The 26,146-nt window shown below is 40.5% G+C and carries 21 protein-coding genes; 11 read left to right on the top strand and 10 right to left on the bottom strand.

Annotation, left to right across the window (positions count from 1 at the left end; translation table 11 throughout):
* Positions 1–164: 164 nt before the first annotated feature.
* From K5Q58_RS18585 to K5Q58_RS18595, 3 genes are all read left to right on the top strand, one after another.
* Positions 165–1,232: a DUF3083 family protein gene (locus tag K5Q58_RS18585; protein ID WP_220755351.1), complete on the top strand. Its 1,068-nt coding sequence runs from the start codon at positions 165–167 to the stop codon at positions 1,230–1,232.
* Positions 1,233–1,523: 291 nt separating this feature from the next.
* Positions 1,524–4,172 (top strand): SO2930 family diheme c-type cytochrome, encoded by a 2,649-nt coding sequence (locus K5Q58_RS18590; protein WP_220755352.1) that lies wholly within the window; start codon positions 1,524–1,526, stop codon positions 4,170–4,172.
* Positions 4,173–4,308: 136 nt separating this feature from the next.
* Positions 4,309–5,670, top strand: coding sequence for an SO2930 family diheme c-type cytochrome (locus tag K5Q58_RS18595; protein WP_259651397.1), 1,362 nt, complete (start codon positions 4,309–4,311; stop codon positions 5,668–5,670).
* A 44-nt stretch (positions 5,671–5,714) separates the two neighbouring features.
* Here the strand turns inward: K5Q58_RS18595 and K5Q58_RS18600 are convergent, their stop codons facing one another.
* From K5Q58_RS18600 to K5Q58_RS18610, 3 genes are all read right to left on the bottom strand, one after another.
* A complete protein-coding gene (locus K5Q58_RS18600; protein WP_220755353.1) occupies positions 5,715–6,743 on the bottom strand; it encodes a helix-turn-helix transcriptional regulator in 1,029 nt (342 codons plus the stop codon).
* 8 nt (positions 6,744–6,751) lie between these two features.
* Positions 6,752–7,765 carry a protease SohB gene (sohB, locus tag K5Q58_RS18605; RefSeq protein WP_220755354.1) on the bottom strand — a complete coding sequence of 338 codons (1,014 nt, stop codon included), beginning with the start codon at positions 7,763–7,765 and terminating at the stop codon, positions 6,752–6,754.
* Between the two features lie 121 nt (positions 7,766–7,886).
* A complete protein-coding gene (locus tag K5Q58_RS18610) occupies positions 7,887–10,376 on the bottom strand; it encodes a VolA/Pla-1 family phospholipase (RefSeq protein WP_220755355.1) in 2,490 nt (829 codons plus the stop codon).
* A 259-nt stretch (positions 10,377–10,635) separates the two neighbouring features.
* Here K5Q58_RS18610 and K5Q58_RS18615 point away from each other — a divergent pair, with 259 nt between their 5' ends.
* Positions 10,636–11,373 carry a YciK family oxidoreductase gene (locus tag K5Q58_RS18615; protein ID WP_220755356.1) on the top strand — a complete coding sequence of 246 codons (738 nt, stop codon included), beginning with the start codon at positions 10,636–10,638 and terminating at the stop codon, positions 11,371–11,373.
* Between the two features lie 103 nt (positions 11,374–11,476).
* Here K5Q58_RS18615 and K5Q58_RS18620 read toward each other — a convergent pair whose 3' ends face one another.
* From K5Q58_RS18620 to pspA, 6 genes are all read right to left on the bottom strand, one after another.
* Complete coding sequence (locus K5Q58_RS18620; protein WP_220755357.1) at positions 11,477–11,812, bottom strand: ComEA family DNA-binding protein; 336 nt, start codon at positions 11,810–11,812, stop codon at positions 11,477–11,479.
* 146 nt (positions 11,813–11,958) lie between these two features.
* Positions 11,959–13,059, bottom strand: a complete 1,101-nt coding sequence (locus K5Q58_RS18625) for a TIGR01620 family protein (RefSeq protein ID WP_220755358.1) — start codon at positions 13,057–13,059, stop codon at positions 11,959–11,961.
* Positions 13,059–14,501: a YcjX family protein gene (locus tag K5Q58_RS18630; protein WP_220755359.1), complete on the bottom strand. Its 1,443-nt coding sequence runs from the start codon at positions 14,499–14,501 to the stop codon at positions 13,059–13,061. The genes K5Q58_RS18625 and K5Q58_RS18630 overlap by 1 nt, the downstream gene beginning before the upstream one ends.
* A 216-nt stretch (positions 14,502–14,717) precedes the next feature.
* Positions 14,718–15,113, bottom strand: coding sequence for an envelope stress response membrane protein PspC (gene pspC / locus K5Q58_RS18635; protein WP_220755360.1), 396 nt, complete (start codon positions 15,111–15,113; stop codon positions 14,718–14,720).
* Entirely contained in the window at positions 15,100–15,339 is a 240-nt protein-coding gene (gene pspB, locus K5Q58_RS18640) for an envelope stress response membrane protein PspB (RefSeq protein ID WP_220755361.1), read from the bottom strand. The genes pspC and pspB overlap by 14 nt, the downstream gene beginning before the upstream one ends.
* Before the next feature lie 20 nt (positions 15,340–15,359).
* Complete coding sequence (gene pspA / locus K5Q58_RS18645; protein WP_220755362.1) at positions 15,360–16,055, bottom strand: phage shock protein PspA; 696 nt, start codon at positions 16,053–16,055, stop codon at positions 15,360–15,362.
* 178 nt (positions 16,056–16,233) lie between these two features.
* On the opposite strand from pspA, the gene pspF reads away from it, so the two are divergent.
* From pspF to fabV, 7 genes are all read left to right on the top strand, one after another.
* Positions 16,234–17,331 carry a phage shock protein operon transcriptional activator gene (gene pspF, locus K5Q58_RS18650; protein ID WP_220755363.1) on the top strand — a complete coding sequence of 366 codons (1,098 nt, stop codon included), beginning with the start codon at positions 16,234–16,236 and terminating at the stop codon, positions 17,329–17,331.
* A 73-nt stretch (positions 17,332–17,404) separates the two neighbouring features.
* Complete coding sequence (locus tag K5Q58_RS18655; protein ID WP_220755364.1) at positions 17,405–19,033, top strand: ABC transporter substrate-binding protein; 1,629 nt, start codon at positions 17,405–17,407, stop codon at positions 19,031–19,033.
* Complete coding sequence (locus tag K5Q58_RS18660; RefSeq protein WP_220755365.1) at positions 19,033–20,061, top strand: ABC transporter permease subunit; 1,029 nt, start codon at positions 19,033–19,035, stop codon at positions 20,059–20,061. The genes K5Q58_RS18655 and K5Q58_RS18660 overlap by 1 nt, the downstream gene beginning before the upstream one ends.
* The gene (locus K5Q58_RS18665) at positions 20,051–20,941 is read left to right on the top strand and encodes an ABC transporter permease subunit (RefSeq protein ID WP_220755366.1); all 891 of its coding nucleotides are present in this window, start codon (positions 20,051–20,053) and stop codon (positions 20,939–20,941) included. The genes K5Q58_RS18660 and K5Q58_RS18665 overlap by 11 nt, the downstream gene beginning before the upstream one ends.
* A 3-nt stretch (positions 20,942–20,944) precedes the next feature.
* Positions 20,945–21,952, top strand: coding sequence for an oligopeptide/dipeptide ABC transporter ATP-binding protein (locus K5Q58_RS18670; RefSeq protein ID WP_220755367.1), 1,008 nt, complete (start codon positions 20,945–20,947; stop codon positions 21,950–21,952).
* On the top strand, positions 21,933–22,718 hold the full coding sequence (locus K5Q58_RS18675; RefSeq protein ID WP_220755368.1) for an ATP-binding cassette domain-containing protein: 786 nt from the start codon (positions 21,933–21,935) through the stop codon (positions 22,716–22,718). Before K5Q58_RS18670 ends, K5Q58_RS18675 begins: the two co-directional genes overlap by 20 nt.
* Before the next feature lie 105 nt (positions 22,719–22,823).
* A complete protein-coding gene (gene fabV, locus K5Q58_RS18680) occupies positions 22,824–24,026 on the top strand; it encodes an enoyl-ACP reductase FabV (RefSeq protein ID WP_220755369.1) in 1,203 nt (400 codons plus the stop codon).
* Positions 24,027–24,213: 187 nt separating this feature from the next.
* Here fabV and K5Q58_RS18685 read toward each other — a convergent pair whose 3' ends face one another.
* Positions 24,214–25,989 carry a flavocytochrome c gene (locus K5Q58_RS18685; protein ID WP_220755370.1) on the bottom strand — a complete coding sequence of 592 codons (1,776 nt, stop codon included), beginning with the start codon at positions 25,987–25,989 and terminating at the stop codon, positions 24,214–24,216.
* Between the last annotated feature and the right edge of the window lie 157 nt (positions 25,990–26,146).

A 26,146-nucleotide genomic window follows, 5' to 3' on the forward strand; every position in this document is an offset into this window, starting at 1 on the left:
ATATTAAGCTTTACCAATTAAACTGTTCCCAAATGGATTTTTTACAAACGCAAAAAGTACCAATTTTTGTGACGTTTTATTAAAGCAATTTACGAAAGCGCATTTCATAAAATAGCTTTCATGCACAAATAATTGGTAAAACCCTATGGCTAAAAGGAAAAATTATGTCCGTCAGTCGTCAAAAGAAAGCTTATTTACCAACAGCAACACGTAAAAACCAGTACATCACCGTTGGATTCACGTTAACTGATGAGTTATTAGCGTCATACAGTGATTTGGATAATTGTTACCAAGAGTTCAGTAAACTGGTTTACAAAATTGCTGATAAACATGAACTTTTTAACGTTCATGTTATTGCCAACGACAAGCTGCCCATGGTTCGTTACCACAATGAAGCATATTGCCTCACCACAGAAGAACAGCTTCGTTTCTTTTATAACCCTGCTCATCATGAAGCCAATCGCCTTCACGCGCTTGCAGGTTACCGAGCGAAAAAATTAAAAGTGGTTTTCCTTGCCACTGGTACAGAGCTTCGTAGTCACTCTGCTGAGTTCCATGCAAAAATTCAAAGCTTTTTAGCTGAAATTAAGCCGCTATTACCGATTAGTGATATCCCAACTAAAGTTCGAGACCATCAGCATATTTCTTACGACTTTTTTGCCAAAGCAAAAGGCCTCAAAGAGACTTATGGTTATAAACTTCGCGCTGTAGACAGCCGTTACAAACGACGTGAGTGTGATCTGCCGGAATCGGTTAGTGCGCTAAATTATGTGACAGTTAGCTTACCAATGGGTCGACGTATTAAACAACAACTCGCTGCTGAAAACGCCACTAGCTTTGGTGAAAAGTACCAAAGAGTGGCAGATCACTTTGTTAAAGCAACTGCAGCCAATAAGCTAAATCGAGTTGCAATGATTGCTAACGGCAAAGTACCCTTAGTTCGTAACAGTAAATACGAACAGCTCGATAGCACTGCTGAGTTTCAAATGGTCGGTTTCGACCCTAGTGATAAAGCCCCTGCACCCATTTTTCATTGGGATGACACCAAGCTCGCTGAAGCGATTCGTTTTGTTATCGTTGCATCTAAAGCAGATCAACATGATGAAAGTTATGGACGCTTTATGAGCCAAGTTGATGATGCTATTCGCCAATTTACTAATCAATTTGATATCGATAAAGAACATATCGATGTGATCGTGCGTTTCCATCAACATTTGAGTTATAAAGCGTAACGCTAAAAGCTACTCAAAATGTAAAAACGACAGCACTTGCTGTCGTTTTCCTATTTCTGCGCCTCACCTCAGCAACGACTCTAGCAATCAATAAAAGCATCTTAAATATCCACTATTTTGATTTAGCTAACATATAACCTCAAAGCATATGTTATATAAATGTGGCCAGATCTCACATTGATTAACAATTATCAAACAAGGCATGTTGGACAACATACGAATTAAATCGTATCCACTCCACTGGCGGAACCTAGCGGAGTAGGCATGAAATAATAATAAGCAGGAGATGCTATGTTCAACAAGAAAATGCCTTGGCTGGTACCTACCCTTGTAGCGACAGCTGTCACAATGAGTTTAAGCGGTTGTGGTTCAGATGATGACGACGCAACCATAACCGAAACCCCACCCGTAGTTCAGCCACCAGCAGAAACCGGCCCTACCTTTCCTGAAGGTGCCATCATGGTTGAAGCAGGTGAAAATCTCACCATGAGTATTCAAGAAGCTTTAATCAATGCTCAAAGTAATGATGTCATCGTTCTACCAAAAGGTAATTTTAAAATAGAATCCACATTACTGTTTGATGGTGATGTGGACGGTGATGGTGTGTTTTCTAAAAACGTAACCATTATGGGTTACGGGCAAGATGAAACCGTACTCGATTTCTCTGAAGCAAACTCTGGTGACGGTATTTTTGTGCAAAATGCGGTCAATATAATCATTCAAGATCTGTCGGTTAATGAAGCCAAAAATAACGGGATCAAGCTTAAAAATACTAACGGTATTATCTTAAGAAGATTGGCAACCATTTGGGATGGTGAACTCGATAAAGATAATGGAGCTTACGGTCTTTACCCTGTTGAATGTGAAAATATCTTAATTGAAGATACCTATGTACGCGGTAGTGCAGACGCCGGTATTTATGTAGGCCAATCACAATATATTGTTGTGCGTCGTAATATTGCCAAAGAGAACGTCGCAGGTATCGAAATCGAAAACTCTAAATATGCTGATGTTTATGACAATGAAGCTGTAGGTAATACAGGCGGCGTATTAGTATTTGATTTACCTATCAATAACCAAAGATATGGTTCAAGTGTTCGTGTGTTTAATAATAAAATTCACAATAACAACACTAAAAACTTCGCCAATGCTTCATCAAACCCTGGTGGTGTGCACATTGTGCCTCCTGGGACGGGGCTCATTATTCTTTCTACGGATGATGTAGAAGTATTCAACAATGACATTAGTGACCATGACAGCTTAGCAGTTGCCATAACGAGTTTTTTTGTGGCAGAAAGAGATATAAGTACGTTTGTCGCTAATTATGCCCAACCTGGACAAGCCATTAGTGATGGCTGGCGTGCAACCCCAAGAAATATTCATGTACATGACAATAATATTACTGATTACGGCCAAAAACCAAATGGTCATTTGATTGATGACATTATTAAAGCTTACGTACTCACTCATGGGAAAATGCCAGGTGTTATTTACGATGGTTTAGGTGAAGCATTATCTAATAATGGCACTGCGGCTTATCTCGGTTTACAAGAATTACCATTCGCAGAAGACGGCAGTGATAACACTTGTATCATCAACAATGGCGATGTCAGTGTTGGTCGTTTATATGCGAATTCAAATACAGATCAAAATCTACCTGAAGCAATGTTACAAGCTCCTCAAGAAGATCTTTTAGCTTGTTCACAAGTCAGCTTACCAGTTCATACCGTCACCTTTGGCGATGAAATATTCGGCTGTGGTGTAGATGATGAAACAGAAGGTTGTGATGGCGGCACCTTAATTGGTGGTGGCGGTTCGATTGGCGAGGGTGAAGGTGGCCTTGAAGGTGATGGGGATTTAAGTTTATGTGAAGCTACTGGAGATAATGTCAGCTGGGATGCGTTATTAAAAGCAAACTGCCCTAACCTGTCTGACTATAACCTGTTTGCTGATATGACAAATCCAACTGCAGTGCCAAACTCTAATGGCCTGCCCTACGATCTCAATACACCATTATTTACCGACCACGCCACTAAATATCGTTTTGTGTATTTACCTGATGGCACTAAAGCCGATTACAATGAAAATGAATCATTTGATTTCCCTGTCGGCACAGTCATCAGTAAAACATTTGCACTACCAGAAGATACCAACGCACGCGGTTTCGCAAATGAAGATTTAATTGAGACTCGACTATTAATCCACCGTGAAACAGGTTGGAGCGCACTGCCTTATGTATGGAAAGCGGATAAATCCGATGCTGTACTAGCAAAAGCTGGGGCGATTCAAGGTAAGCAAGTCACTCATAAAGGTGAAATGCTCAGTTTTGATTATGTTGTTCCAAGCATGAATCAATGTAAGCAATGTCATCAATTCAAAGCTGATGCAGATAGTAACGCAGTGTTTATGCCTATTGGTCCAAAAGCTCGACATTTAAACCGTGAGTATGCCTACATTGATGGCAGTATGAATCAGTTAACCAAATGGCAAGCTGCAGGTATTTTGCAAGGCTTACCAACGTTGTCCGATGTTGACATGGTGCCTGAGTATCAAGATGGTGATGAAGCGAATATTGCTTCAATGTCAGATACTGAGTTAATGGCTGCGGCTAAAGGTTATTTAGATATTAACTGTGCCCATTGTCATCGCCCTGAAGGCAATGCATCCAATACAGGTTTAAAGCTTGAGTATTGGCGCAGTTATGATGAAGATGCTGGTTTTTCTCATGGTACGTGTAAGTCACCTGTGGCTTATGGTGGTGGCACCTTAGGTTATGATGTTGTACCAGGTAACCCTGAGGAATCAATTTTACATTTCCGTATGGAAAGCAACGATCCAGGTGATAGGATGCCTGAAATTGGTCGCAGCCTATCTCATGATGAAGGTGTTGCCTTAATCAGCGAATGGATTAAGCGATTGCCAGCGGCGTCTTGTTCTTAATTCGCCTGTAATAAGAGGATGGACTTAGGTTCATCCTCTTATACTTTTCTTAGCCAAAAAACTTACCCAATTTTATTATTCTTAATTTTTCTTTGTTCTTTTTGTTGTTTATCAAAATGAAAACAGGAGATCGTCAATGTCTTATCTCTTCCATACCAAAGCCAGTTTTTTGAAGCAGACTCTATTGAATCAGAAGGTATTGAACAGAAGAGCTTTAAATCAAAGAAGTTTGGATAAGATTTTATGGACAAAGAGTGTATGGAAAAAAAGCCTATTAATCATTTCTCTAACTTCCATATTAATGGCATGTGGCGGTTCTAACAGTGATAGTGCTAAAAGTGATAGTTCAAGCCCTGAAGTTCCTGCTACGCCTACAACACCCACGACACCAACGACACCAACGACACCAACGACACCAACGACACCAGAGCAACCTGATACCTCAGATGATGTTTGTCAGCAATCGAATTCAGAAGTGAATTGGACAGCTTTAATGTCTAAGGACTGTCCTAACTTAAGCGATTACGGCTTATTTATCGATCCAAGTATGCCGACTCATTCACCAACGTCACCAGGCATCAACTATCAACTATCTACTGAGCTCTTCTCAAATTATGCCAGTAAATATCGATTTGTTTTTTTACCTGATAATCAAACAATGACGTTTGATGCACAGCAAGTATTTACCCTGCCTGTCGGCAGTGTTTTAGTTAAAACCTTTGCGCTACCATTTGATACTCAACTGAGTGATGCAAATAACGAAAAGTTGATTGAAACACGGCTGATGATCCATCGTGAAGCTGGCTGGACGGCATTAACGTACCAATGGCAACAAGAAAACGCATCACTCATTATAGCGGGAGCGGATGTAACTCATACACTGAATAATCAAGGTGAATCCATCACTTTCGATTACCATATTCCTAGCAAAGTTGAGTGCAAAATATGTCATCAAATTACTGAAAATGATATCAGCCGTATTAACCCCATAGGTGTAAAAGCGCACTTATTGAATCGAGACATAACCCTAAGTCATGGTAGCAAAGCTAACCAACTCACTTTTTGGGCAGATGAAAATATGCTCACGTTACTACCGGATTTAAGCAGCGTAGATAAATCCTATCCACTTGAAAATAATGAAGCGAGTTTAACTAATCGAGCCAAGGGGTATTTAGATATAAATTGCGCTCATTGTCATAATGAACAAGGTTTTGCGAGTATTTCAGGTTTACGTTTAAGCTACTTTATTGACCACACAAGCTTTGAATACGGCGTTTGTAAACAGCCTCCAGGATGGGATGGTGGCCCTAATGGATTGTCATATGACATAGTGCCTGGAAATGCTGAACGCTCAATAATGCATTATCGACAGATATTATCGTCTCCAAAAGATAAGATGCCGCCAATCGGACGTGAGATTATTCATACTGAAGGAACTCAATTGGTCGAGCGCTGGATTGATGGCATGTCACCGACCATTGGTCTATGTCAGTCATAGTCCTTAGACTATTGCTTGGTGTATTTATCGGCTGACTATTTAGGCTATTGATTTGCCAATTGATTAAGTCGCAGAAAGTGTCCCGGAGGATATCCTAGCCAATGTTTAAAACTTTGCCTGAAATGGCTCACGTCACCATAACCAAGAGTTTCAGCAATGTCTTCAATAGACATTGTATCGGTCAAGATTAAATTGATAGCAGCTTGGCAACGTACTTGGTCGATTAACTTTTGGTAGCTCGTCCCTGCCGCAGAGAGCTTACGCCTAAAACTTCGCTCACTCATATGTATCGAGAGAGCAAACGGTTCCAATTTAGGCGGGTTTGGCATGCTGTGGCGAATAGCTGTCAGTACCTTATCAATAAACGAAATACTGTCAGGAGCCACTTTTTCAATATTGGCTTGCTTGAATTGATAAGCTAAGGGCTTATCTAATATTGCAATGTTTAACCCCCATTCAAAAAAGTCACAATCAAATTTGATTGTCGCGCCGGTTTCTTGGGTTAAGTAGTCAGTATTGCAGCTGGGTAAAGCTAAATGAATTTGATCAATAAATACCGGAGTATCGACTAACTGTCTTGCTGCCCCTAATAAAGCGCACACGCTGTGCTGAAACTGAAAAGAAAACTTATCAGCTGAGACTTTGCCAGTATTAAGCCATCGAACCCACAATTTATCATCTTCAATCCGAACTAAGGTATCAGCAAAACTACCTGCTAAATCAGGATTTTGGATAACAAATTTAAGGCACTGACCTAAGGTAGTAAACTGATCAAAGAAAGGCAGAAGAACATCGAGGGATTCAACTTGATAACTGGTGCCTAGACGGGCACCAATTTCTTTATCTGGACTCAGTAAACGTAATTGCTCCATTGCAAACTCAACTTGCCATACATATACAAACTTCATGGCGTTAAGCTCTGATGGTCCTAAGCCCAGTTTAATGTAGATATCTGCAGCAACAGTTTCACCGAGGTGAGTTTCAATAAAATTGAGTAAATTACGTAATTCAAAAGCAGGGTAACATTGATCCCCTACCATCATATTCGCTTTATAACCCGACTCTTGCTGCATTGGTACCCTTATTTAACTGCGTTTTCACGCTCCATCAAACGATTTAAAACACCATCAACAGACAACGAAGCACCATGGGCAATTTTGTCAGCTAACTTTTTCTTCATTTGATACTTAATTTTAATCACTTGATGCTTTTTGGCCAAACCTAAAATCACATCATCACTGGTTGAAATAGCATCAACCAAACCTAGTTCAATAGCTTGTTGGCCATACCAATGCTCACCAGTAGCGACTTTAGCAATATCCATATCAGGGCGATATTTGCTAACAAATTCTTTGAACAATACATGTGTTTCTTCAAGCTCTTCCTGAAACTTTTCACGACCTTCATCGGTATTTTCACCGAACACGGTTAAAGTACGTTTAAAGTCGCCAGCTGTATGCTGCTCGTAATCAATATCGTGCTTTTTAAGCAAACGGCTAAAGTTAGGTAGCTGAGCAACAACACCAATTGATCCAACAATGGCAAAAGGTGCAGCGTAAACTTTGTCCGCAACACACGCCATCATATAACCGCCACTTGCAGCGACTTTATCAATACAGATAGTCAAAGGAATATTCGCTTGCTTTAAACGGTCAAGCTGACTTGATGCAAGTCCATAACCATGAACCATGCCACCGCCACTTTCGACATTGACTAATACTTGGTCGTCTTTATCAGCAACAGTCAAAATAGCCGTAATCTCTTCACGTAGCGAAGCCACTTCACCCGCATCAATACTGCCTTTAAAATCGATTACAAATACTTTAGAAGACGCTGTATCTTCTTTTTCAGCGGCTTTAACATCAGCTTTTAACTGCTTCTCGTAAGCCTTAAATTGTTTTTTGGTGAGCAACTCTTCTTTTAACTCTTTCTCAAGCTGTTTTAACTCATCAGTGACATCAGTTAGCTTAAGCTCACCTTTCTCTGTCTTTTGTTTCATGCTGCTAGCAAGCACAACAATCACTACCGCAAGAATTGCGACGACAATAGTGACAGCTTTAGCTAGAAACATGCCGTACTCAGATAAAAACTCCAAAATACACTCCATAAAGAAATACGTTATTACGGGTTATCTTAGCAGGAAGTTAAACATTGTAGACAATAAAAAACCCAGCATTTGCTGGGTTTTTAGTCAATTAACAATTAAACATCATTAATTAGCTACAAGGCACAATAACTTCTTCATCATCAACAAGAATCGTTGCTGCGCCTAAGCCTGCTGTTTTAGCAAATGTGGCTACTTGAGATTGCATTTCAACTGTGGCTCGAGCTGCCATGCCATCAGTTACACCGTCAATTTCATCAGGACTAACAATAGAACTGTGATGCCCTTTCGCAAATCTAACCACTCCAGAACCCGCGTTATTTGAGCTAACACAACCTAAACCTAAACCAGCAATCAACGGCTCAGTACCAGATAATGGAAAGCCTTCAACCTGATTTGGCAGCACTTGGTCAGGTAAATTACCTGCGCCATCACCCGCCACTTCAATTAAATGCACTGGTAATTGGGTGTCAGCTAACATCGCCGCATGGTTAATTGGGTCTGCTGAATCAACTGCGGTTTGCACAGCAAATGCAAATGTTGGAATAAATGCAGCATAAACTGATTCAACTAGCGCAGCATACTCAGGCGTACCTGGCTCATAACCTGCAACGTTTGCTTCCTCAACCAAAGCAATGAAATCAGCAGTTGCAGTCACAGTCTCAAATAATACTGGACCAAAAGTCGCAGAGCCGGCGAATGAACCCGCTAAGCCACCAGCTGGAGCAACTAACGATGCAGCATTAATAGCATATGCATTTGGCAATTCAGTGCCATCAGCAGGATTAGTTAAACCTGTTGAAGCATAAGTTGATAAAGTGGTACCAACGATACCACCTAAACTTAAGCCTTGAGCGCTGATTTTACTGATATCAAAAACTTGTTGACCACCAGCCTGCGCAATTTCACTGTACATGCCAGTTAATAGTAAACGTAAACCTAGATGATCAAGTGTGGCTTGACGGAAGTTATCACGTACAGTCAGTGTACTCGCCACATTCACAAAAACTAATGGGTTGCCATTGGCATATTCAGGGCCAAATAACTCACTTGTAGCTGAAATATCATATACGCCGTTGCCTGTTGCATCATAAGAACGATCACCATGCAAAGGCATATCAATTGCAATAGTTGCTACGCCTAAAGCGGCATAGGTTCCTGCATAAGCAAGTGCCATTTGTTTAGTGCCACCTAAACCGTGCAGAGCCATTGTTGTTGGCCAACCATTTGTAGGTGGTGTAAAAGTTAACCCTTGAGATGCTTGAAACTCAGCTAATTTAGTAGCATTAGGAAGTGTAATTTGTACATTAACATCTTCATAATTCATGATAGCTGGTACAGGATTAAACTTAGTTAAATGTTTGGTGGGATCTGCAGCAGTGCCATCATCTAATAACCAAGTTTTACCCGCCATTAATGCAGGATTTTGCAACGCAGCAGCTGGATCAACACCTTGCGCCACAGCTTGTGAACTAAAGTTAGCGACACTCATAGTACCTGCTTCAAGCGCCAGTAAAACTGACACAGGGCTATCACCGAGTGCAAACCAGCGGCCATTTGGTGCTGTAGGGGCACCATCAACAATTGGGATATTACAAGCTGAAGAAGAGCAATCACCGTATATCGGTAAACGAACAACGGCAGTATAAATTTCAGCAATATCAGAAACAACATAAGCTACACCATCAGCTTCTGTTAAACCTGCAGCTTGAGCAACAGTGACAACACCACCAAAACCATTATCCATCGGCATCGGAGTTTGAACAAAAGAAGGGGTATATCCTGGAGTTGAAGCCATCAAGAGTTTCGTTGTTTCATACACATCAGCTACAGACTGAGTGGTAAACAAACCAGAGTATGAAACTGTTTCAGCATCAACACCGTGTTCAGCAGCCATACCTTTCTCATAGCTGTTCACTAAACCTTGAAGTAAAAGCTGCTCATCAGTTTCAAGTGGCTTAGTATCAATATCTAATTTTAGTAGAGTATAAGTGCTTGAAGGCTCAATGGCACGACCAGCAGAATCTTGAATCAGATTAGTTGTTGCGTATATGTATGACTGATTCGGCTTCAATGCTTTTAGTGGAACGACAGCAATGGTATTACCTGAAGCTTGTGCGATGAAATCAACCCCAAATTGAAGTTCTTCGCCAATCTTACAAGCTGAAAGCGATAACTCATCACTACATTCGGGATCGGTTGATAACGCTCCGCCTACTGTTGCTTCAAATAAACGCACAGCGCCTGCTTGGAAAACAGATGCGGCGTCTAGCGTTAGCATCTCGCCTGAATTATCAGTAGCAAGATCAACTGTAATTGATATTGGCGAAGAAGTTGACCAACCATCCAGTGCGCCTAGTGCTAATGTAGGGTCAACATAGTCAACACCATCTTCACCCGGTATAGCTAACGTACCATCTGTGGTTCCGTTAAATAAAAGGTCATTTGGCAGTGGTACATCACCAGCAGCAGGGTCGAAGACCACTTGAGAGAATGGAATGAGTGGCTCCACAGAATCTTTTGCTTCATTTGTACTATCTTCACTACAGCCGCTAAGCCCAAGAGCAGATGCAATAGCAACACCCAATATGAGTCTTTTCATCTTTTTTCCCCAAATCTTGTTGTAATAATTTTAATTTCCCCAAAAATTGGTCACAATAGCGTAAACACATGACCATAAGGACATATTTTTGTCCTTAACTCATCTCAAGTTAACGTAAAAGCATTGAGTTAGCTACATATTTGTTACATGCAAAAGTACTACACGTTAACATTTATCAGTCATTTGTTTTAAACGATCGTTTATCTTTTGTTCGAATCTAGATTTGACGTGCTTTTGCTGCCCAAGGAAAAAATGAACCATGTTGGAATATCAAGCTAAAAAAGATTTATTAAATAATAAAACCATTCTTGTTACTGGCGCAGGTGCAGGCATTGGCCGCGTAGCAGCAATTAATTTTGCAAAACATGGCGCTACAGTGATTTTATTAGGTAAAACAGTTAAAAAACTAGAAGCGGTTTACGATGAAATAGAACAAGCTGGTTATCCAAAGCCAGCCATAGTGCCTTTAGATTTAAAAGGTGCTACTGAGCAAAATTATAAAGATATGGCAGATACTATTGCTGAACAATTTGGCCACTTAGACGGTGTTTTACATAACGCCAGCTTATTAGGCGCGCTTGGGCCATTTGAACACATTGATTTAGAATCACTTGAAGATGTAATGAAAATTAATGTTACTGCACAAGTTATTCTCACAAAAGCTTTACTACCTATTATGCGCGCTGCACCTTCTTCATCGTTAATCTTTACTTCAAGTAGTGTTGGCAGACAAGGGCGTGCTTATTGGGGCCCTTATGCTTTCTCTAAATTCGCCACAGAAGGCATGATGCAAGTGTTAGCTCACGAGTGTGAAGGTACCAGCGTTCGAGTAAATAGCGTCAACCCTGGTGCAACTCGTACGGAAATGCGTGCAAAAGCCTATCCAGGTGAAGATCCTGCCACGCTGAAAACGGCAGAAGAAATTATGCCTACATACCTTTACCTGATGGGTGATGAAGCCCTTGAGGTTAATGGTCAGCAATTTAACGCACAATAGCTATTGTGCAATAATGTAAAATAAAAAGGAGCCAATGGCTCCTTTTTGATTTAAGCATTGTTGAAACACAAGCTTAATAAACAACTCAATTTAGTTCCTATTATTAAAAACTAATTTGTTTTGCGTTTTGTTCTATCAGCTTGTCCCCTACCCCTGATACTTGACTAAGTTGCTCCAGGTTTTTGAACTTGCCATTCTTGGCTCGATATTCAACAATCGCTTTCGCTTTGGATTCTCCAATACCTTTTAATTGCTGTAATTCAGTCGCACTGGCTTTATTGATATTTACTATAGCTTGTTTAGTATCTTGAACTGCTTTAGAGGGTACTTGAGTATGCTTTGCATCAGTTGTTGAAACCTGTTTGGCTTCGCTAGAATTTGAAATAGCGACAGATAAAGCACAGGCGCACATTACGCCCATTAGAAATGGATGTTTCATTGTTAACTCCTTTAAGTCCAATTTAAAACCGATCTGCTTCCCTATCCTTGATCGGCTGATTAAGTTATTTCCGAACGCTAAGATTAACCCAGCAAAATAACTATCATAAAACTGTAGTCAACAATTTAAATAGTTCAAATTTTAACCTAAAACTTTTCTTGTTCAGTGTTATTTGCTTGCTTAGCTTTGCTCTTGTGCATCATTGAGGCTGAGAATGCTTTTAACTCAGTTAATAGTTGTTGATGTATCTGTCCAAGTTTCGGGCGGTTTTGTTCTTTAAAACTTAATGGTCGACACAAGCCCATCGCTTGATAACCTAACCTTGCAGTCAGTAAACCTCCACCTAAGCCTTGAGCTAACCTTGCAGATAATTTCCCCGTCATTTCAACGGATAACAGTTGGGTGCCCAAATCTGTAACGACCTCAGTGGTGCCAGCATAAACAATATTAACAACAATACTTTTAATCAGTTTAATTCGGCTCCAATAACCAAGCTCAATACCATAAACTTCTGCAATGGCATTAATCATTCGTTGATTACGCCACAAGATAATCGCCATATCTAAGACTGCTAACGGGCTGGCAGCAAGCAATAAAGCTGATTCTGCGGCATATCGACTGACAATTTGTTTCGCTTTTTCATCTTGCTCGCTTACAACTAAATCATCAAATAACAGCACCATTTCTGCATCATTATGCTCGCTAGTATTAATCGCAACATATTGCTGCTTGCCTTTACTATCAGGGTAATATGCCATTAAACAGGCGATAAATTTCTCTGCTTCACCACGTTGCATACTCTGTGACAGGCGCTCACCGGTCACTTGGGTATCAGCTACATGCTTTAATCGAACTAATTTACGCCACTCAACCAGAGTCACAGAAGACACCCATGCCACAACAATCGAAGTTACTGTTGCATAGAAGCCGAATAACCATGGGCTTTGAAGAAATGCTGCATGTAAACCTAATAGGGTTTGTACAACTACGGCGAGAGTGATGCCCACCAAAGAGAGTTTAGCCAGAACAGACCAACTCTTAGATGTATTTCGTGTTTCACTAGCATTAACATCTGGTGCTATTTCAGCTAAAGCACTTTCGCAAATAAATTCAACTTCAGCAAAAGTTCGCCCCGCTTTTACTTGCAGTTCCTCTTCAACTTCAGACTCAAATACTTGTTGTTGTTTCAATTCAGTTTGCTTAAGTGAGCTGTCAGCGTTTGAGTTGGTCTTATTTGATTGATTCATTACTGTAATTTGTCCCCAAGTAAAAATTGCAGCAAGTGATCTAATCGAATATGTTCAAATTGCGGATCAGAAGTTGCTGTATTCGGTAATTTTGGAGGATTAAACGAAACAAAATTGAATCCCTGCTTTAGCCAAAATTCATTTTCAGGTAATGATTGTGGTACTTCACCAGGGAAAATGGTTAGCATATTTTGATTTTCATCTATGCCTCTTACCACTTCTTGCTCGCCCGTTGAGGTGTTTACCAAACCGTGTTGGGTCGCTTTGATGGCACTAATGGCCATAGTCTCAACTTCGCAACCTTCATAATTAGCAAAATGCTGGCTGTGTTTGAGCATATCGGTAAGTAAACTTAATACATGACTTTGCTGATCACGGGTGACCCTGTCGACTTTACTGGCAGCAAATAATAATTTATCAATTTTAGGTGAGAACAAACGCTTTAACAGGCTAGATTGCCCAAAATGGAAACTTTCAACAATGCTATTTAATGCATTGCCCATATCTTCAAATTGTTCTTTACCATTATTTAAGCCATTGAAGCAGTCCACCAGCACTAACTGTCGATCAAAGCTAGCAAAATAGTCACGATAAAAAGGCTTTACAACGACAGAGACATATTCTTGATAGCGCTTTTTCAATACTTGGAAATAGCTATCTTCAGCAGATGATTCAAGTTCGGCAAGCTGCTCTACGGTTAAATTCACCAAAGGGAAAAAAGCCAATAAAGGCGTATCAGCAAACTCCCCAGGCAATAACATTCTCCCAGGTTGAGCTAAGTAAAAGCCTTGAACATTAACTAAATCGACTAATAGCTCTTGATATAAGTCAGCCACTTGCTTAAGTTTATGTTCATCTGCGGTCTCAGCAAAATCAAGTTGATTAATAGCGTGTTCAAAAGCGGAGTAACATGCTGAATGACGTAATCGCTTTTTAACCTCAATTTGACCTGTCACCCATTCGGTATAACTTTGCTTAAGCATGGGTAAATCTAATAACCACTCACCTGGGTAATCGACGATATCAACATACAATGTGGCAGTATCAGATATTTTTGCCAATATGCCCTTTCTTGGACGATATTTTATTGCTAAACGAAGTTCTGAAATATTTCGTGTAGACGCAGGCCAACTTGCTGGCGATGAGGTTAAAGCATTCATTCCGCCTTGGTAATCAAAACTGGCTATCGCTAAATCAGGCTGCATAGCACGTTTAATACCGATAAGACGGTTATCTCGGGAAACTTGCCACAAAGGTAGAGGGTTTTGCTTGATGTTGCTGCCAGCATGGAGCATTTGATTAACGAGTCCTGTGATGAAAGCTGTTTTGCCCGCTCCAGATAACCCTGTCACCGCTAAACGTACATGCCTGTCGGTACTTCGATTGACTAACTGATGGGTTTTTTTGGATATTTTACTTATAGAGCGATCAATAAAACTCATAATTTATCTCAAGTCATCATTAAATCCCTGCGACTTACCGTTTTCTAACTTTACGAATAAGTGGAGGAAATTACGTAAGAGTTTGGGCAACATTTATTACTATAACATTTTGGCAAGAAAGGAAAAACTCAAGGGCGGAATACCGCCCATTGGATTTAGCCGCTCTTATTAGAGCGAGGTAACGCAGGTGTTGTCATTTAAAATGATTATTAATCTTTATAGATTATTAATTTCATGCTTTAAATCAAAATTATCTGAAGTCACATGACGCTCTAAACGTTGCAATCTAATTTCAAGTGCATAGAACTGACTGTTAACTTCATGTAGTGCACGTTTTGCTGGCTCTCCAGCCTGCCACACTTTCTTCTTTACCTCGATATCCTTATGGTGCTGTTTCGAACTATCATCAACAGGTTGACTGTCCAAGATAACCCACAAGGCGATATAGATAATTAAAATGGGCCCTGAACCACCCACTAAAAAGATTGATACCGCAATGACACGCACTAGCCAAGTTTCAAAATTAAAGTAATCGGCAATCCCTGCACATACTCCTGAAATCTTACCTGCTTGGGGGATTCGGTATAATGTACGACCGTTAGCCTTGCTCATGTTTTCCCCTCCACTCTGGTGCTTCCGTGTCTAAGATAGCTTCCAATGTTTCAATTCGATTTCCCATTTTTTCTGCTTGGGCAATCAATTCGTTAAGTTGCGTAAACTCTGCCTCAGTGAGCCCCTGGCTCACTTGTCGCTTACTGCGATAATGAAGAACCAACCAGATAGGCGCCACAATCAGTAGAAAAATAATAATTGGGGCAATAAGAAGATCCATATCCATAACTCACCTCTGAAAAAAGTTTACTTGTTTGTTTTAGTTTGCGATTTTGGAGCTGATTTCGCTTTTACTTTCGCTTTTAATGCTTCTAACTCTTCATTTACTGAATCTTCAGCTTCTAATGCTGCAAACTCATCTGCAAGATTATTTTTCTTACCGATATCGTATGCTTCTACTTGTGATTCTAAGCCTTCAACGCGGCGTTCATAGTTCTCGAACTTGACCATTGCATCATCAATTTTGCTAGAGTCTAACTGTTTTTTCACTTCTAAGCGTGAAGTCGCAGTTTGTTTACGCATAATGATTGTTTTTTGGCGTGCTCTTGCATCATTAAGCTTTTCTTGAAGTTGTTCAACTTCTTGCTTAAGGCGAGCAATATGATCTTCAACAACTTGCAGTTCCATTTCTAGGGTTTCTAGCACTGTCACTGTTTTTTGCTTCTCAACCAAGGCCGCTTTGGCTAAATCTTCTCTATCTTTCGATAAAGCCAATTCTGCTTTTGCTTGCCAATCGATAACTTGTTCTTGTACTCGGCTAATACGACGAAGTAATTCTTTCTTTTCTGCTAAAACTTTTGCAGAAGTTGAACGAACCTCAACTAGCGTATCTTCCATTTCCTGAATAATCAGACGAACCATTTTTTCTGGATCTTCAGCCTTATCTAGTAAAGCACTGATGTTAGAATTAATGATATCTGCAAAGCGTGAGAAGATTCCCATAATGTGTCCCTCAAATATTTTGTTAATGTCGAATATTACTATTCACAAGACGTGCCAACTTTACATAAGCATTAATTATCAACAAGTTAACCAAATTATTAACTTTTTCTTTATTTTAAAGCGCTAGCCAACTATTATGATTTTCACCACTTGTTAGCGTAATAGACTAAAAATTACAGTGACTAGACAATTTGAGCAAGACAATCTTATCGGACAATCCAATGCTTTATTAGAAGTTTTGGAACATGTTTCTAAAGTTGCCCCACTTTCTAAGCCGGTTTTAATCATCGGTGAACGTGGTACAGGTAAAGAACTTATCGCAGAACGACTACATTTTCTATCCGCACGTTGGGATCAGGAGTTTATTAAGCTCAATTGTTCTTCATTAAGTGAGTCTTTACTTGAAAGCGAATTATTCGGCCACGAGTCTGGTGCATTCACCGGAGCGAAAGGAAAACATGAAGGCCGCTTTGAACGTGCTGATGACGGTACGCTTTTTTTAGATGAGCTCGCTAATACCTCTGGTCTTATTCAAGAAAAACTATTACGGGTTATCGAATACGGTGAATTTGAACGTGTCGGAGGCAGTAAAACGGTACAAACTAACGTCCGCTTAGTCTGCGCAGCCAATGAAGATTTACCATCACTTGCTGAAAATGGCGAGTTTCGCGCTGATTTACTGGATAGACTGGCATTTGATGTTATTACATTACCACCACTTAGATGTAGAACAGAAGACATCATGCCATTGGCTGAGTACTTTGCCATTAGCATGGCAAGACAACTCAACTTAGAATATTTCGGTGGTTTTAGCCCTGTCGCAATTGAACAATTAATGTCTCATCGCTGGCCAGGAAATATTCGTGAACTTAAAAACGTGGTTGAGCGAAGCGTGTATCGCCGCGGCTCCGATGGTGATGAAATTGACCATATTATTCTTGATCCATTTGCGTCACCTTATCGCCCCACAAGTCGCGTAAAAACACGAGAACGCCAACAGGCTCCAGTAAATACTGCTGCAGACACTTCCGTTACTGCTTCAGGTGAAAAAGACAGTACTGATGAAGTTCAAGAAGCATCAAGGTCTCAACTTAACGCACAGTTTAGCTTCCCGATTAATTTTAAAGATCATACTGAAAACTATGAAGTCGAATTGCTCAAAAAAGCATTAGCTGAAAGTCAATATAACCAAAAGAAAACGGCTGAGTTACTTGGATTAAGCTATCACCAACTACGTGGCATTTTGAAAAAGTACAACTTATTGGAGAAGGCTTAAGATGATATTTGCTCCTAAGTTATTAACACTGCTAAAATAGTCGTTTACAGCCTAAAAATTAAATGATGAAAAAATGCGTGTGAAGAGAGAACGCTGGAATCCCTTAGCATTACTCTGCTTACTATCTTTTTTAGTAACAGCTTGTGGTGAGTTAAATGTCCCGTCTGGGATTGTTTATTGCTCTGAAGGTAATCCAGAAACCTTTAACCCGCAATTGGTTACATCAGGCACCACCATTGATGCTAGTTCAAACCAGCTATATAACCGTCTAATCGACTATAACGATGACTCTTCAGACTACATTGCCTCACTTGCAACCGAGTGGGATGTATCTGATGATGGGCTAAGCTATCGCTTCAAATTACGTGAAGGCGTACAATTCCAATACAGCAATTTATTTAGCCCATCGCGAGCTTTCAATGCTGATGATGTGATCTTTTCTTTTAAACGCATTATTGATATTAATCATCCTTATCATTTAATCAGCCGTACTGGTTATCCTTTTTTTCAAAGTATCGACTTTTCAAACTTAGTCGCCGATATCGAAAAAGTAAATGATCATGAAGTCATCTTTCACCTCACCCATAAAGACGCCTCTTTTTTATCTAATCTCGCCACGGATTTTGCGGTGATTTTATCTGCAGAATATGCCAAGCAACAGCTGGCTGCTGGAACACCGGAAAATGTTGATTTTTTTGCTATCGGTACCGGTCCATTTTATTTAGCAGAGTATGTTAAAAATGAATACATACGCTTTAAACGAAACCCTTATTATTGGGGAGAACAAGCGAAAATTGATTTATTAGTCTATGATATAACACGTAAAAGTGAAGCAAGATTGGCTAAAATCATTACCCGAGACTGTCAAGTTTCGGCTTTGCCTAAAGCTAATGAACTTAAAGTGATTAAAAAACATAAGCACCTTGAGTTACGTAAAAAACCAGGATTAAACGTAGCCTTTTGGGCTTTCAATACCCAAAAACCTCCTTTAGATGATGCTAGGGTGCGCCACGCTTTAGCTCACGCCGTTGATAAACAAAATATTCTTGATGTGGTCTACCACGATACCGCCGTCGCTGCATCGGGAATGTTACCGCCAGCATCTTGGGCCTACTCTGAAACAGAAGATGCAAATCATTATGATCCAGAAGAGGCAAAACGCTTGTTAAAAGAAGCAGGTGTGTCGGATTTATCTTTTGATATTTGGGCAATGCCAGTGGTCAGAATTTACAACCCAAATGCGCTTAAAACAGCAGAACTTATTCAAGCAGATTTGGCCAATATTGGCGTCACCGTTAATATCGTCAGTTACGATTGGAGTGTATTCACCCAAAAGCTTATTTCAAGTGATTATGATTCAGTATTAATTGGTTGGAACGCAGATAATACCGACCCTGATAACTTTTTTACACCGTTACTGAGCTGCAGTGCACTTGAGTCAAATAATAATCGCTCTCGATGGTGTTCAAGCAAGTTAGACTCTATTCTTGCTCAAGCAAAAGAAACCCTTTCTAAGCCCGAGCGCAAAGCACTTTATAAGCAAGCAGAAAAGATTATTCATGAGCAAGTGCCACTGGTTAATATTGCACACGCTCAAAAATTACTGTTAAAAAATACCGATATCAATATCAAAAATGTCAATCCCTATGGCGGAATGTCTTTTTCCAGCGTTGAACTAAAAAAAGAGGAGGTTCAACCCTAATGTGGCGCTATTTTTTAAGACGAATCAATCTCTTTTTTGCAACCTCTTTAGTGATGATTGCCGTGTTGTTTTTTGCAACAGGCATGTTTCCTGTTGAAAAAGGCTATGCGTTATCTGGCATACAATTTCCTACTGCTGAGCAACAAGCTCAAACGATTGAAGACTATCAATTAGAAGGCAATCAACTGAGTCAATTCGTGGCTTATGTCACCCAGCGATTATCAGGTAATCTAGGGATTTCAGTTAACTCCCAGCAAAGCGTAGCAGATGAGCTTAGCGCAGTGCTTCCCGCCTCTTTTGAACTGTCATTGTTTGCAGGATGTCTTGCGGTATTTTTTGGCGTACCTTTAGGTGTTTTGGCTTCTCTTAGCAAAAGTAAATCAGTGCAGCGCAGCATTTTAGCCATTACCTTAACCGGTTATTCTATACCGGTTTTCTGGCTAGGTTTAACCCTTACCCTTTGGTTTGGTGTGCAACTTGAGTGGCTGCCTATTTCTGGCCAGATTAACCTGTTATACGAAATAGAACCCGTTACTCGCTTCATGTTGATTGATACTTTGCTGTCGGAAGAAACCTACAGGATGTCAGCTTTTAAGGATGCTTTGCTGCATATTATTTTGCCAGCGGTGACTTTGGCTGTACTGCCTTTTACAGTAGTTATCCGCATTACCCGTCAAGCAATGATGACTGTGATGACTCAAACTTACATTCGCGCAGCCGAGGCTCGTGGCTTGAATACATATCGAATTCTTCTTAGACATGCCTTACCAAATGCGCTTATCCCAGTACTAAAAGCTTTTGGGTTGATGCTAGGTTCATTTGCAAGTTACGGTATTGTCGTTGAAGTTATCTTTGCTTGGCCTGGTGTGGGCTCATGGCTTATTAATGGCATATATCAACGAGATTACACTGTTATCCAAGCGGGTATATTGTCGGTTTCATTATTGATTATCTTTTTGAGTATCGTGATTGAATTAGTGCATACCACTATTAACCCAATTAATAGGAAAGAGTTGTATGCCAATTAAAAAACTCTACCAAGAAGAACAAATAGACTCGCCACTTGGGCATTTATGGCATGCTTTTGCCAGCAACCCTTTTGCTGTTGCTGGTTTATGGGCGGTGATATTTCTATTACTGTTAGTTGTTTTCGGGCCATTGCTCGCACCTTTCCAACCAGAAATACAAAATCCTAATGCTATTTTACTGCCACCATCATGGGATGCAGCAGGTCATGTTTCTCACTTTTTAGGCACAGACGATTTAGGCCGTGACTTATTCAGTCGTATTCTTCACGGTGTAAGGCTTACTTTTGGTATGTCGCTGATTGTCGTCATCTGTGCACTAGTGGTGGGGTTTATTATTGGCTCACTTTCAGGAATGATGCGTGGATTAAAGTCGAGTATTTTAGGCCATTTATTAGATGCTTTGTTGTCAATTCCATCCCTTCTGTTAGCGATTTTAGTGGTAGCAGTGACAGGCCCAGGCCTCACCAACGTGTTTTGGGCTGTGGGCATTGCCTTAACGCCACAATTTGTTCGCGCAATTCACCAAGCTGTCCATGAAGAATTACAAAAAGAGTATGTCACCGCAGCTAAACTCGATGGCGCTAGCCAAGTACAAATTTTCTGGTATGTCATTATGCCTAATGTGTGGGATGTGGTGATTATTCAAACCACCATTGCAATTTCTGTGGCTATCTTAGATATTGCAGCACTTGGATTTTTAAATTTAGGCGCGCAGGCGCCTAGCTCTGAATGGGGCTCAATGATTTTCCAAGGGCTAAGTAGCTTACTTATCGCACCGTGGACCATCACCATCCCTGGGCTTGCTATTTTATTTACGGTTTTATCCATCAACTTGGTGGGTGACGGATTACGCTCGGCGCTAGCGCCGATAAGAAATTAACTTATGCCATTACTTGATATAAGAAACCTCACTATTGAGCTTGAGACTCCTCAAGGGACGGTAAAAGTGCTTGAAAAAGTCAGCTTAACCATTAATCCCGGAGAAGTGCATGGGTTAGTGGGAGAGTCGGGCTCAGGACGTAGTTTGTTAGCTAAAGCCGTACTTGGGGTGTTAGGTCCAAACTGGAATATCATCGCCGACCGGATGATGTGGGATGGCAAAAACCTGCTAGAAATGACGTCCAAACAGCGCCGTAATTTAATGGGCACTGACATGACGATGATATTTCAAGATCCTTCTGGCAGCTTAGATCCCGTTAAAACTATTGGTAGTCAACTAATTGAGTCATTAACGCCAAATAAATCTGTTCCTTTTTGGCGTAGATCTAAAGATACCAATTTAACCGCGCAAAAATGGTTACATAAAGTGGGTATTAAACAACCTAAAGCCATCATGAAAAGCTACCCTTGGGAATTATCTGAAGGCGAGTGCCAAAAAGTGATGATTGCCATGGCAGTAGCAAATCACCCGAGATTGTTAATTGCCGATGAGCCAACCAACTCAATGGAGCTTAGTACTCAAGCGCAAATATTTAGGCTCTTGTCACAGCTTAACCAATTACAAAACGTGTCTATTTTACTGGTAAGTCATGAACTAGAGACATTAGTAAAATGGTGTGACCGCATTAGTATTTTATACAGTGGCCAAATTATGGAGTCGGGACCGGTAAGTGAATTGCTTAAAAATCCGTATCATCCATATACCAAAGCCTTATTTAAAAACTTGCCAGAGCACACAGGTAAAATGCGTCATAAGTCATATTTGCCATCATTACAGGGTTCATCACCTTCCTTACAGCACTTACCTGCTGGTTGCCGCTTAGGCCCACGTTGCCCTGATGCGCAAAGACAATGCGTTATACAGCCCAATTTAGCTCATGAGAAAGATCGCTATTTTGCTTGCCATTTCCCATATAACAATGAGATTGAAGATGACAACGCCATTACTTAACGTTACCGATCTCAGTAAGCGATATTTTATTGGTTATAAACGCTTTAAAGCTCAATATAACCAAGCGCTCTCCCCTGTTTCATTTGAACTTGAACGAGGTCAAACATTAGCGATTGTCGGTCAAGTGAGTTCAGGTAAAAGCACCTTAGCAAGAATGCTTGTCGGCGCAGAACCACGTACGACCGGTACTATCGAGTTTGAAGGTGAAGCACTAGAGGCACGTAACTTAAAGCAGCGTTGTCGCTTAATACGGATGATTTTTCAAGACCCGAATACATCGCTCAATCCAAGATTAACCATTGGTGAGTTATTAGAAGAACCTTTGCGATTTAATACAGATATGGCAAGCCATGAGCGAAAAGCTCAAGTGACCGAGACTCTGCGTAAAGTGGGCTTACTGCCAGAACATGCCAATTTCTATCCGCATATGGTGTCAGAGGGCCAAAAGCAAAGAGTTGCAGTAGCACGAGCTTTAATGCTAAACCCGAAAATTATCATTGCCGATGAAGCGCTAACATCGTTAGATTTATCAGTTCGGTCTCAAATTCTTAATTTGTTGCTCAAGCTACAGAAAGAAATGGGGCTTTCTTATATCTTTGTGACCCACAATCTAAACGTGGTTCGACACTTCAGTGACAAAGTCATGGTGCTTAATAAAGGGATCATGGTTGAGAAAAGTACCACTGAAGAATTATTTGAAAACCCACAACATGAATACACGCGCAGACTGATTGCAGAGCAAACTCAGCTCACTGCAAAACGCTAAACTGCTCCAACCACTGAGTTAAATGGCCACTTTTTACAAAAATGAGTGCCATTTCGGCTGCTAACTATTTATCCTATGGCCATTGTTAAAGGAAGAAGCGAAATTATGATTATTAAACCAAAGATACGTGGCTTTATTTGTACCACTACACATCCAACTGGCTGTGAAGCTAACGTAAAAGAACAAATTGAATTAACCAAAGCGAAAGGCAAAATTGCTAATGGCCCTAAAAAGGTACTCGTAGTGGGTTCTTCAAGTGGTTATGGCTTATCTTCGCGCATCGCATCTGCATTTGGTAGCGATGCTGCCACTATTGGTGTTTTCTTCGAAAAACCAAGCACTGAAACTAAGCCTGGTACTGCGGGTTGGTATAACTCTGCTTACTTTGACCAGTTTGCCAAAGCAGAAGGTTTATACTCTAAAAGTATTAACTGTGATGCTTTTAGCCATGAAGCGAAGCAGAAAGTGATTGAGTTGATTAAGGAAGACCTTGGTCAAATCGATATGGTGGTTTATTCATTAGCCTCTCCTGTGCGCAAATTACCTGATACTGGTGAAGTTATCCGCTCAAGCCTTAAGCCAATTGGCGAGACTTATACCGCGACGGCAGTAGATACCAATAAAAACACTATTATTGAAACATCAGTTGAACCTGCTACTGAGCAAGAAATTGCTGACACGGTCACAGTCATGGGCGGTGAAGATTGGGAATTATGGATGAGCGCCTTAAGTGAAGCTGGCGTATTAACCGACAACTGTAAAACAGTAGCTTACAGCTACATTGGTACTGAGATCACTTGGCCTATTTACTGGCACGGTGCCCTTGGTAAAGCCAAAATGGATTTAGATCGTGCCGCAAAAGCTTTAAATACTAAGTTATCTGCTACTGGCGGCTCTGCAAATGTTGCCGTACTTAAGAGTGTCGTCACTCAAGCAAGTTCAGCTATCCCGGTTATGCCACTTTACATCGCAATGGTATTTAAAAAAATGCGTGAAGAAGGTGTTCATGAAGGTTGTATGGATCAAATCTATCGTATGTTCAGCGAGCGATTGTTCCGTGAAGATGGTGCTGCACCTGCAACTGATGCTGATAACCGTTTACGTCTAGATGATTGGGAATTACGCGAAGAAATTCAAAAGCATTGCCGTGAACTGTGGGCTGACGTAACCACTGAAAACTTAGCTGAACTGACAGATTACAATGAATATAAAGAAGAGTTCTTGAAACTGTTTGGTTTTGGCATCGACGGTATTGATTATGAAGCAGACGTTAATCCTAATGTGATGTTTGATGTCGTTAGTTTATAAATCATAAACTCAACACCTAATCATAAAAACCAAGTCAGTTGACTTGGTTTTTTTATGCTTGTTATTCAACTTTTCAATGGTTTCACTTTTCTAAAGCTCAAAAACTTAGCCATAAACTCACTCAAAAAAAAGGCCAAGTTGATGAGACTTGGCCTTGAGATTCAGGGATGATGAATTTATTTAAAGGTTATTTCTTTTCTAGTGCATGCTTAGCAGCGTTTTCACCAGCTTTGCGGCCAAACACCACTGTTTCAGCAATGGCATTACCACCTAGACGATTATGACCATGTAAGCCGCCAGTCACTTCACCGGCTGCAAATAAACCATCCATTTTCCAGCTTTGTAAATTAAGTACGTTTGCATCGGTATCAACTGCAACACCACCCATGGTGTGGTGAATACCAGGTGCTACTTTCACTGCATAAAAAGGAGCTTTGCTTAGGTTGATAGGCATGTCTTCACGACCAAACGCATCATCTTTCCCAGCAGCTTGATACTTGTTGTAATCGCTTGCTGTTTTCGATAAATCACTCATTCCAGTGATTTTTGCTAGCTCTTCAATGCTATTCGCTTTGCTCAACATACCTAAATGTTCATAACCACGAACCATTTTTTTCTTTTCAACTAACTGCTCGTCAAATACCAACCAAGCATATTGATCTTTTTGCTTCAGAATTGCATCAGATGCACGGTCACGGGTGGTTAATTCACTGATAAAACGTTGTCCGTCAGTATTCACCATAATCGCTCCTACACCACGAACGGTTTCAGAAATCAGGATACGGCTGTCTTTACCAATAGTTGGATGCGCTTGAACCCAATCGATATCAGTCATAGAAGCACCAATTTCTTTCGCGAGCAAAACACCATCACCTGTTGCAGTTACATTGTTTGAACTTGTCATGTCTTTCATTGTTGGACGGTAATAAGCAACCATTTGCTTATTCATACCGTAACCGCCAGTAGCTAAGACAACAGAATCAGCTGCGACCATGTTGTAGCCTGAATGACGACCATGAACAATGACACCAGCGACTGACTTATCATCATTTAGTACAATTTTTTCAATACGTGAGTTAACGCGAACCGGGATGTCACGCTCGATTGCAGCTGCACGCAGCGTATCAATAATGTGTGGCCCTACAGATGCACCACCTGAAGGACGATGGGTACGTTCAACACGAGCACCACCTGAACGCTTTAAATCATCCATGTTGGCACCTAAAGACTCAAGCCATGCCACAGCACCTGCTGACTCCTCAGCTAAAATCTGTACTAATTTAGGATCATTTTTATAACGACCGCCTTTCATTGCATCTTCAGCATACCAATCAACTGAATCTTCAATTCCCTTAGCTTTTTGTTGCGGGGTACCTACAGCATTGATGCCGCCAGCCGCCAACATTGAATTACCGCCGGTATAAGGTGCTTTTTCAAATAGAACAACATTTGCGCCAGCCATTTTAGCTGAAATAGCTGCGTTAAAACCTGCAGAACCACCACCAACAACAATCACATCAACAGTTTCTACAGGCCCTTTATCAATCGCTTTTTGGATTTTTTCCTGGTTCCAATCACCATCCCACTTCTTCTTCGCTTTCGCATCAGCAAAAGGCATTTCCATTTCGAAGTTATGGCAGTTATTACAAGTTAATTCTGGTTTAGCGTGACCAGAGTGACAAGAAGTACAGTTAATTTCACCTAGATGAGAAGCATGTGGATCAAATTCAAGTTTGTCATTAACCAAATCTGCGTAACCACCATGACAATCCTGACACTGTGCATTTTCATGTGTCTGGCTATCAGTCATGGTTTTTTTAATGTCTTTCATCTTGTCTGTCACATGACAAGTTTGGCAATCACCCATGTCTGTGTGAAATGAAGCTAAGTCATTTTTTGCAACAGCACTACCAGAAGTAAGCATCATCACTGCCACTGCCGAAGCTAAGTATTTAAGTTTCATGTGTTCGATCCTTTATGTGTGTTTTCTTATATCTCGTTTGTTGAGAGCAAGATTACTCACTAAGGGGTATTAAAACTTAGATCTTTATCATATTTAAGTTTCAGTTAAGTTTTTATGAAAACGTGTTCAATTCTCCTTAAACAGCAACATAAAACAA

The sequence above is a fragment of the Shewanella sp. KT0246 genome, assembly GCF_019654955.1.
GTDB lineage: Bacteria > Pseudomonadota > Gammaproteobacteria > Enterobacterales > Shewanellaceae > Shewanella > Shewanella goraebulensis.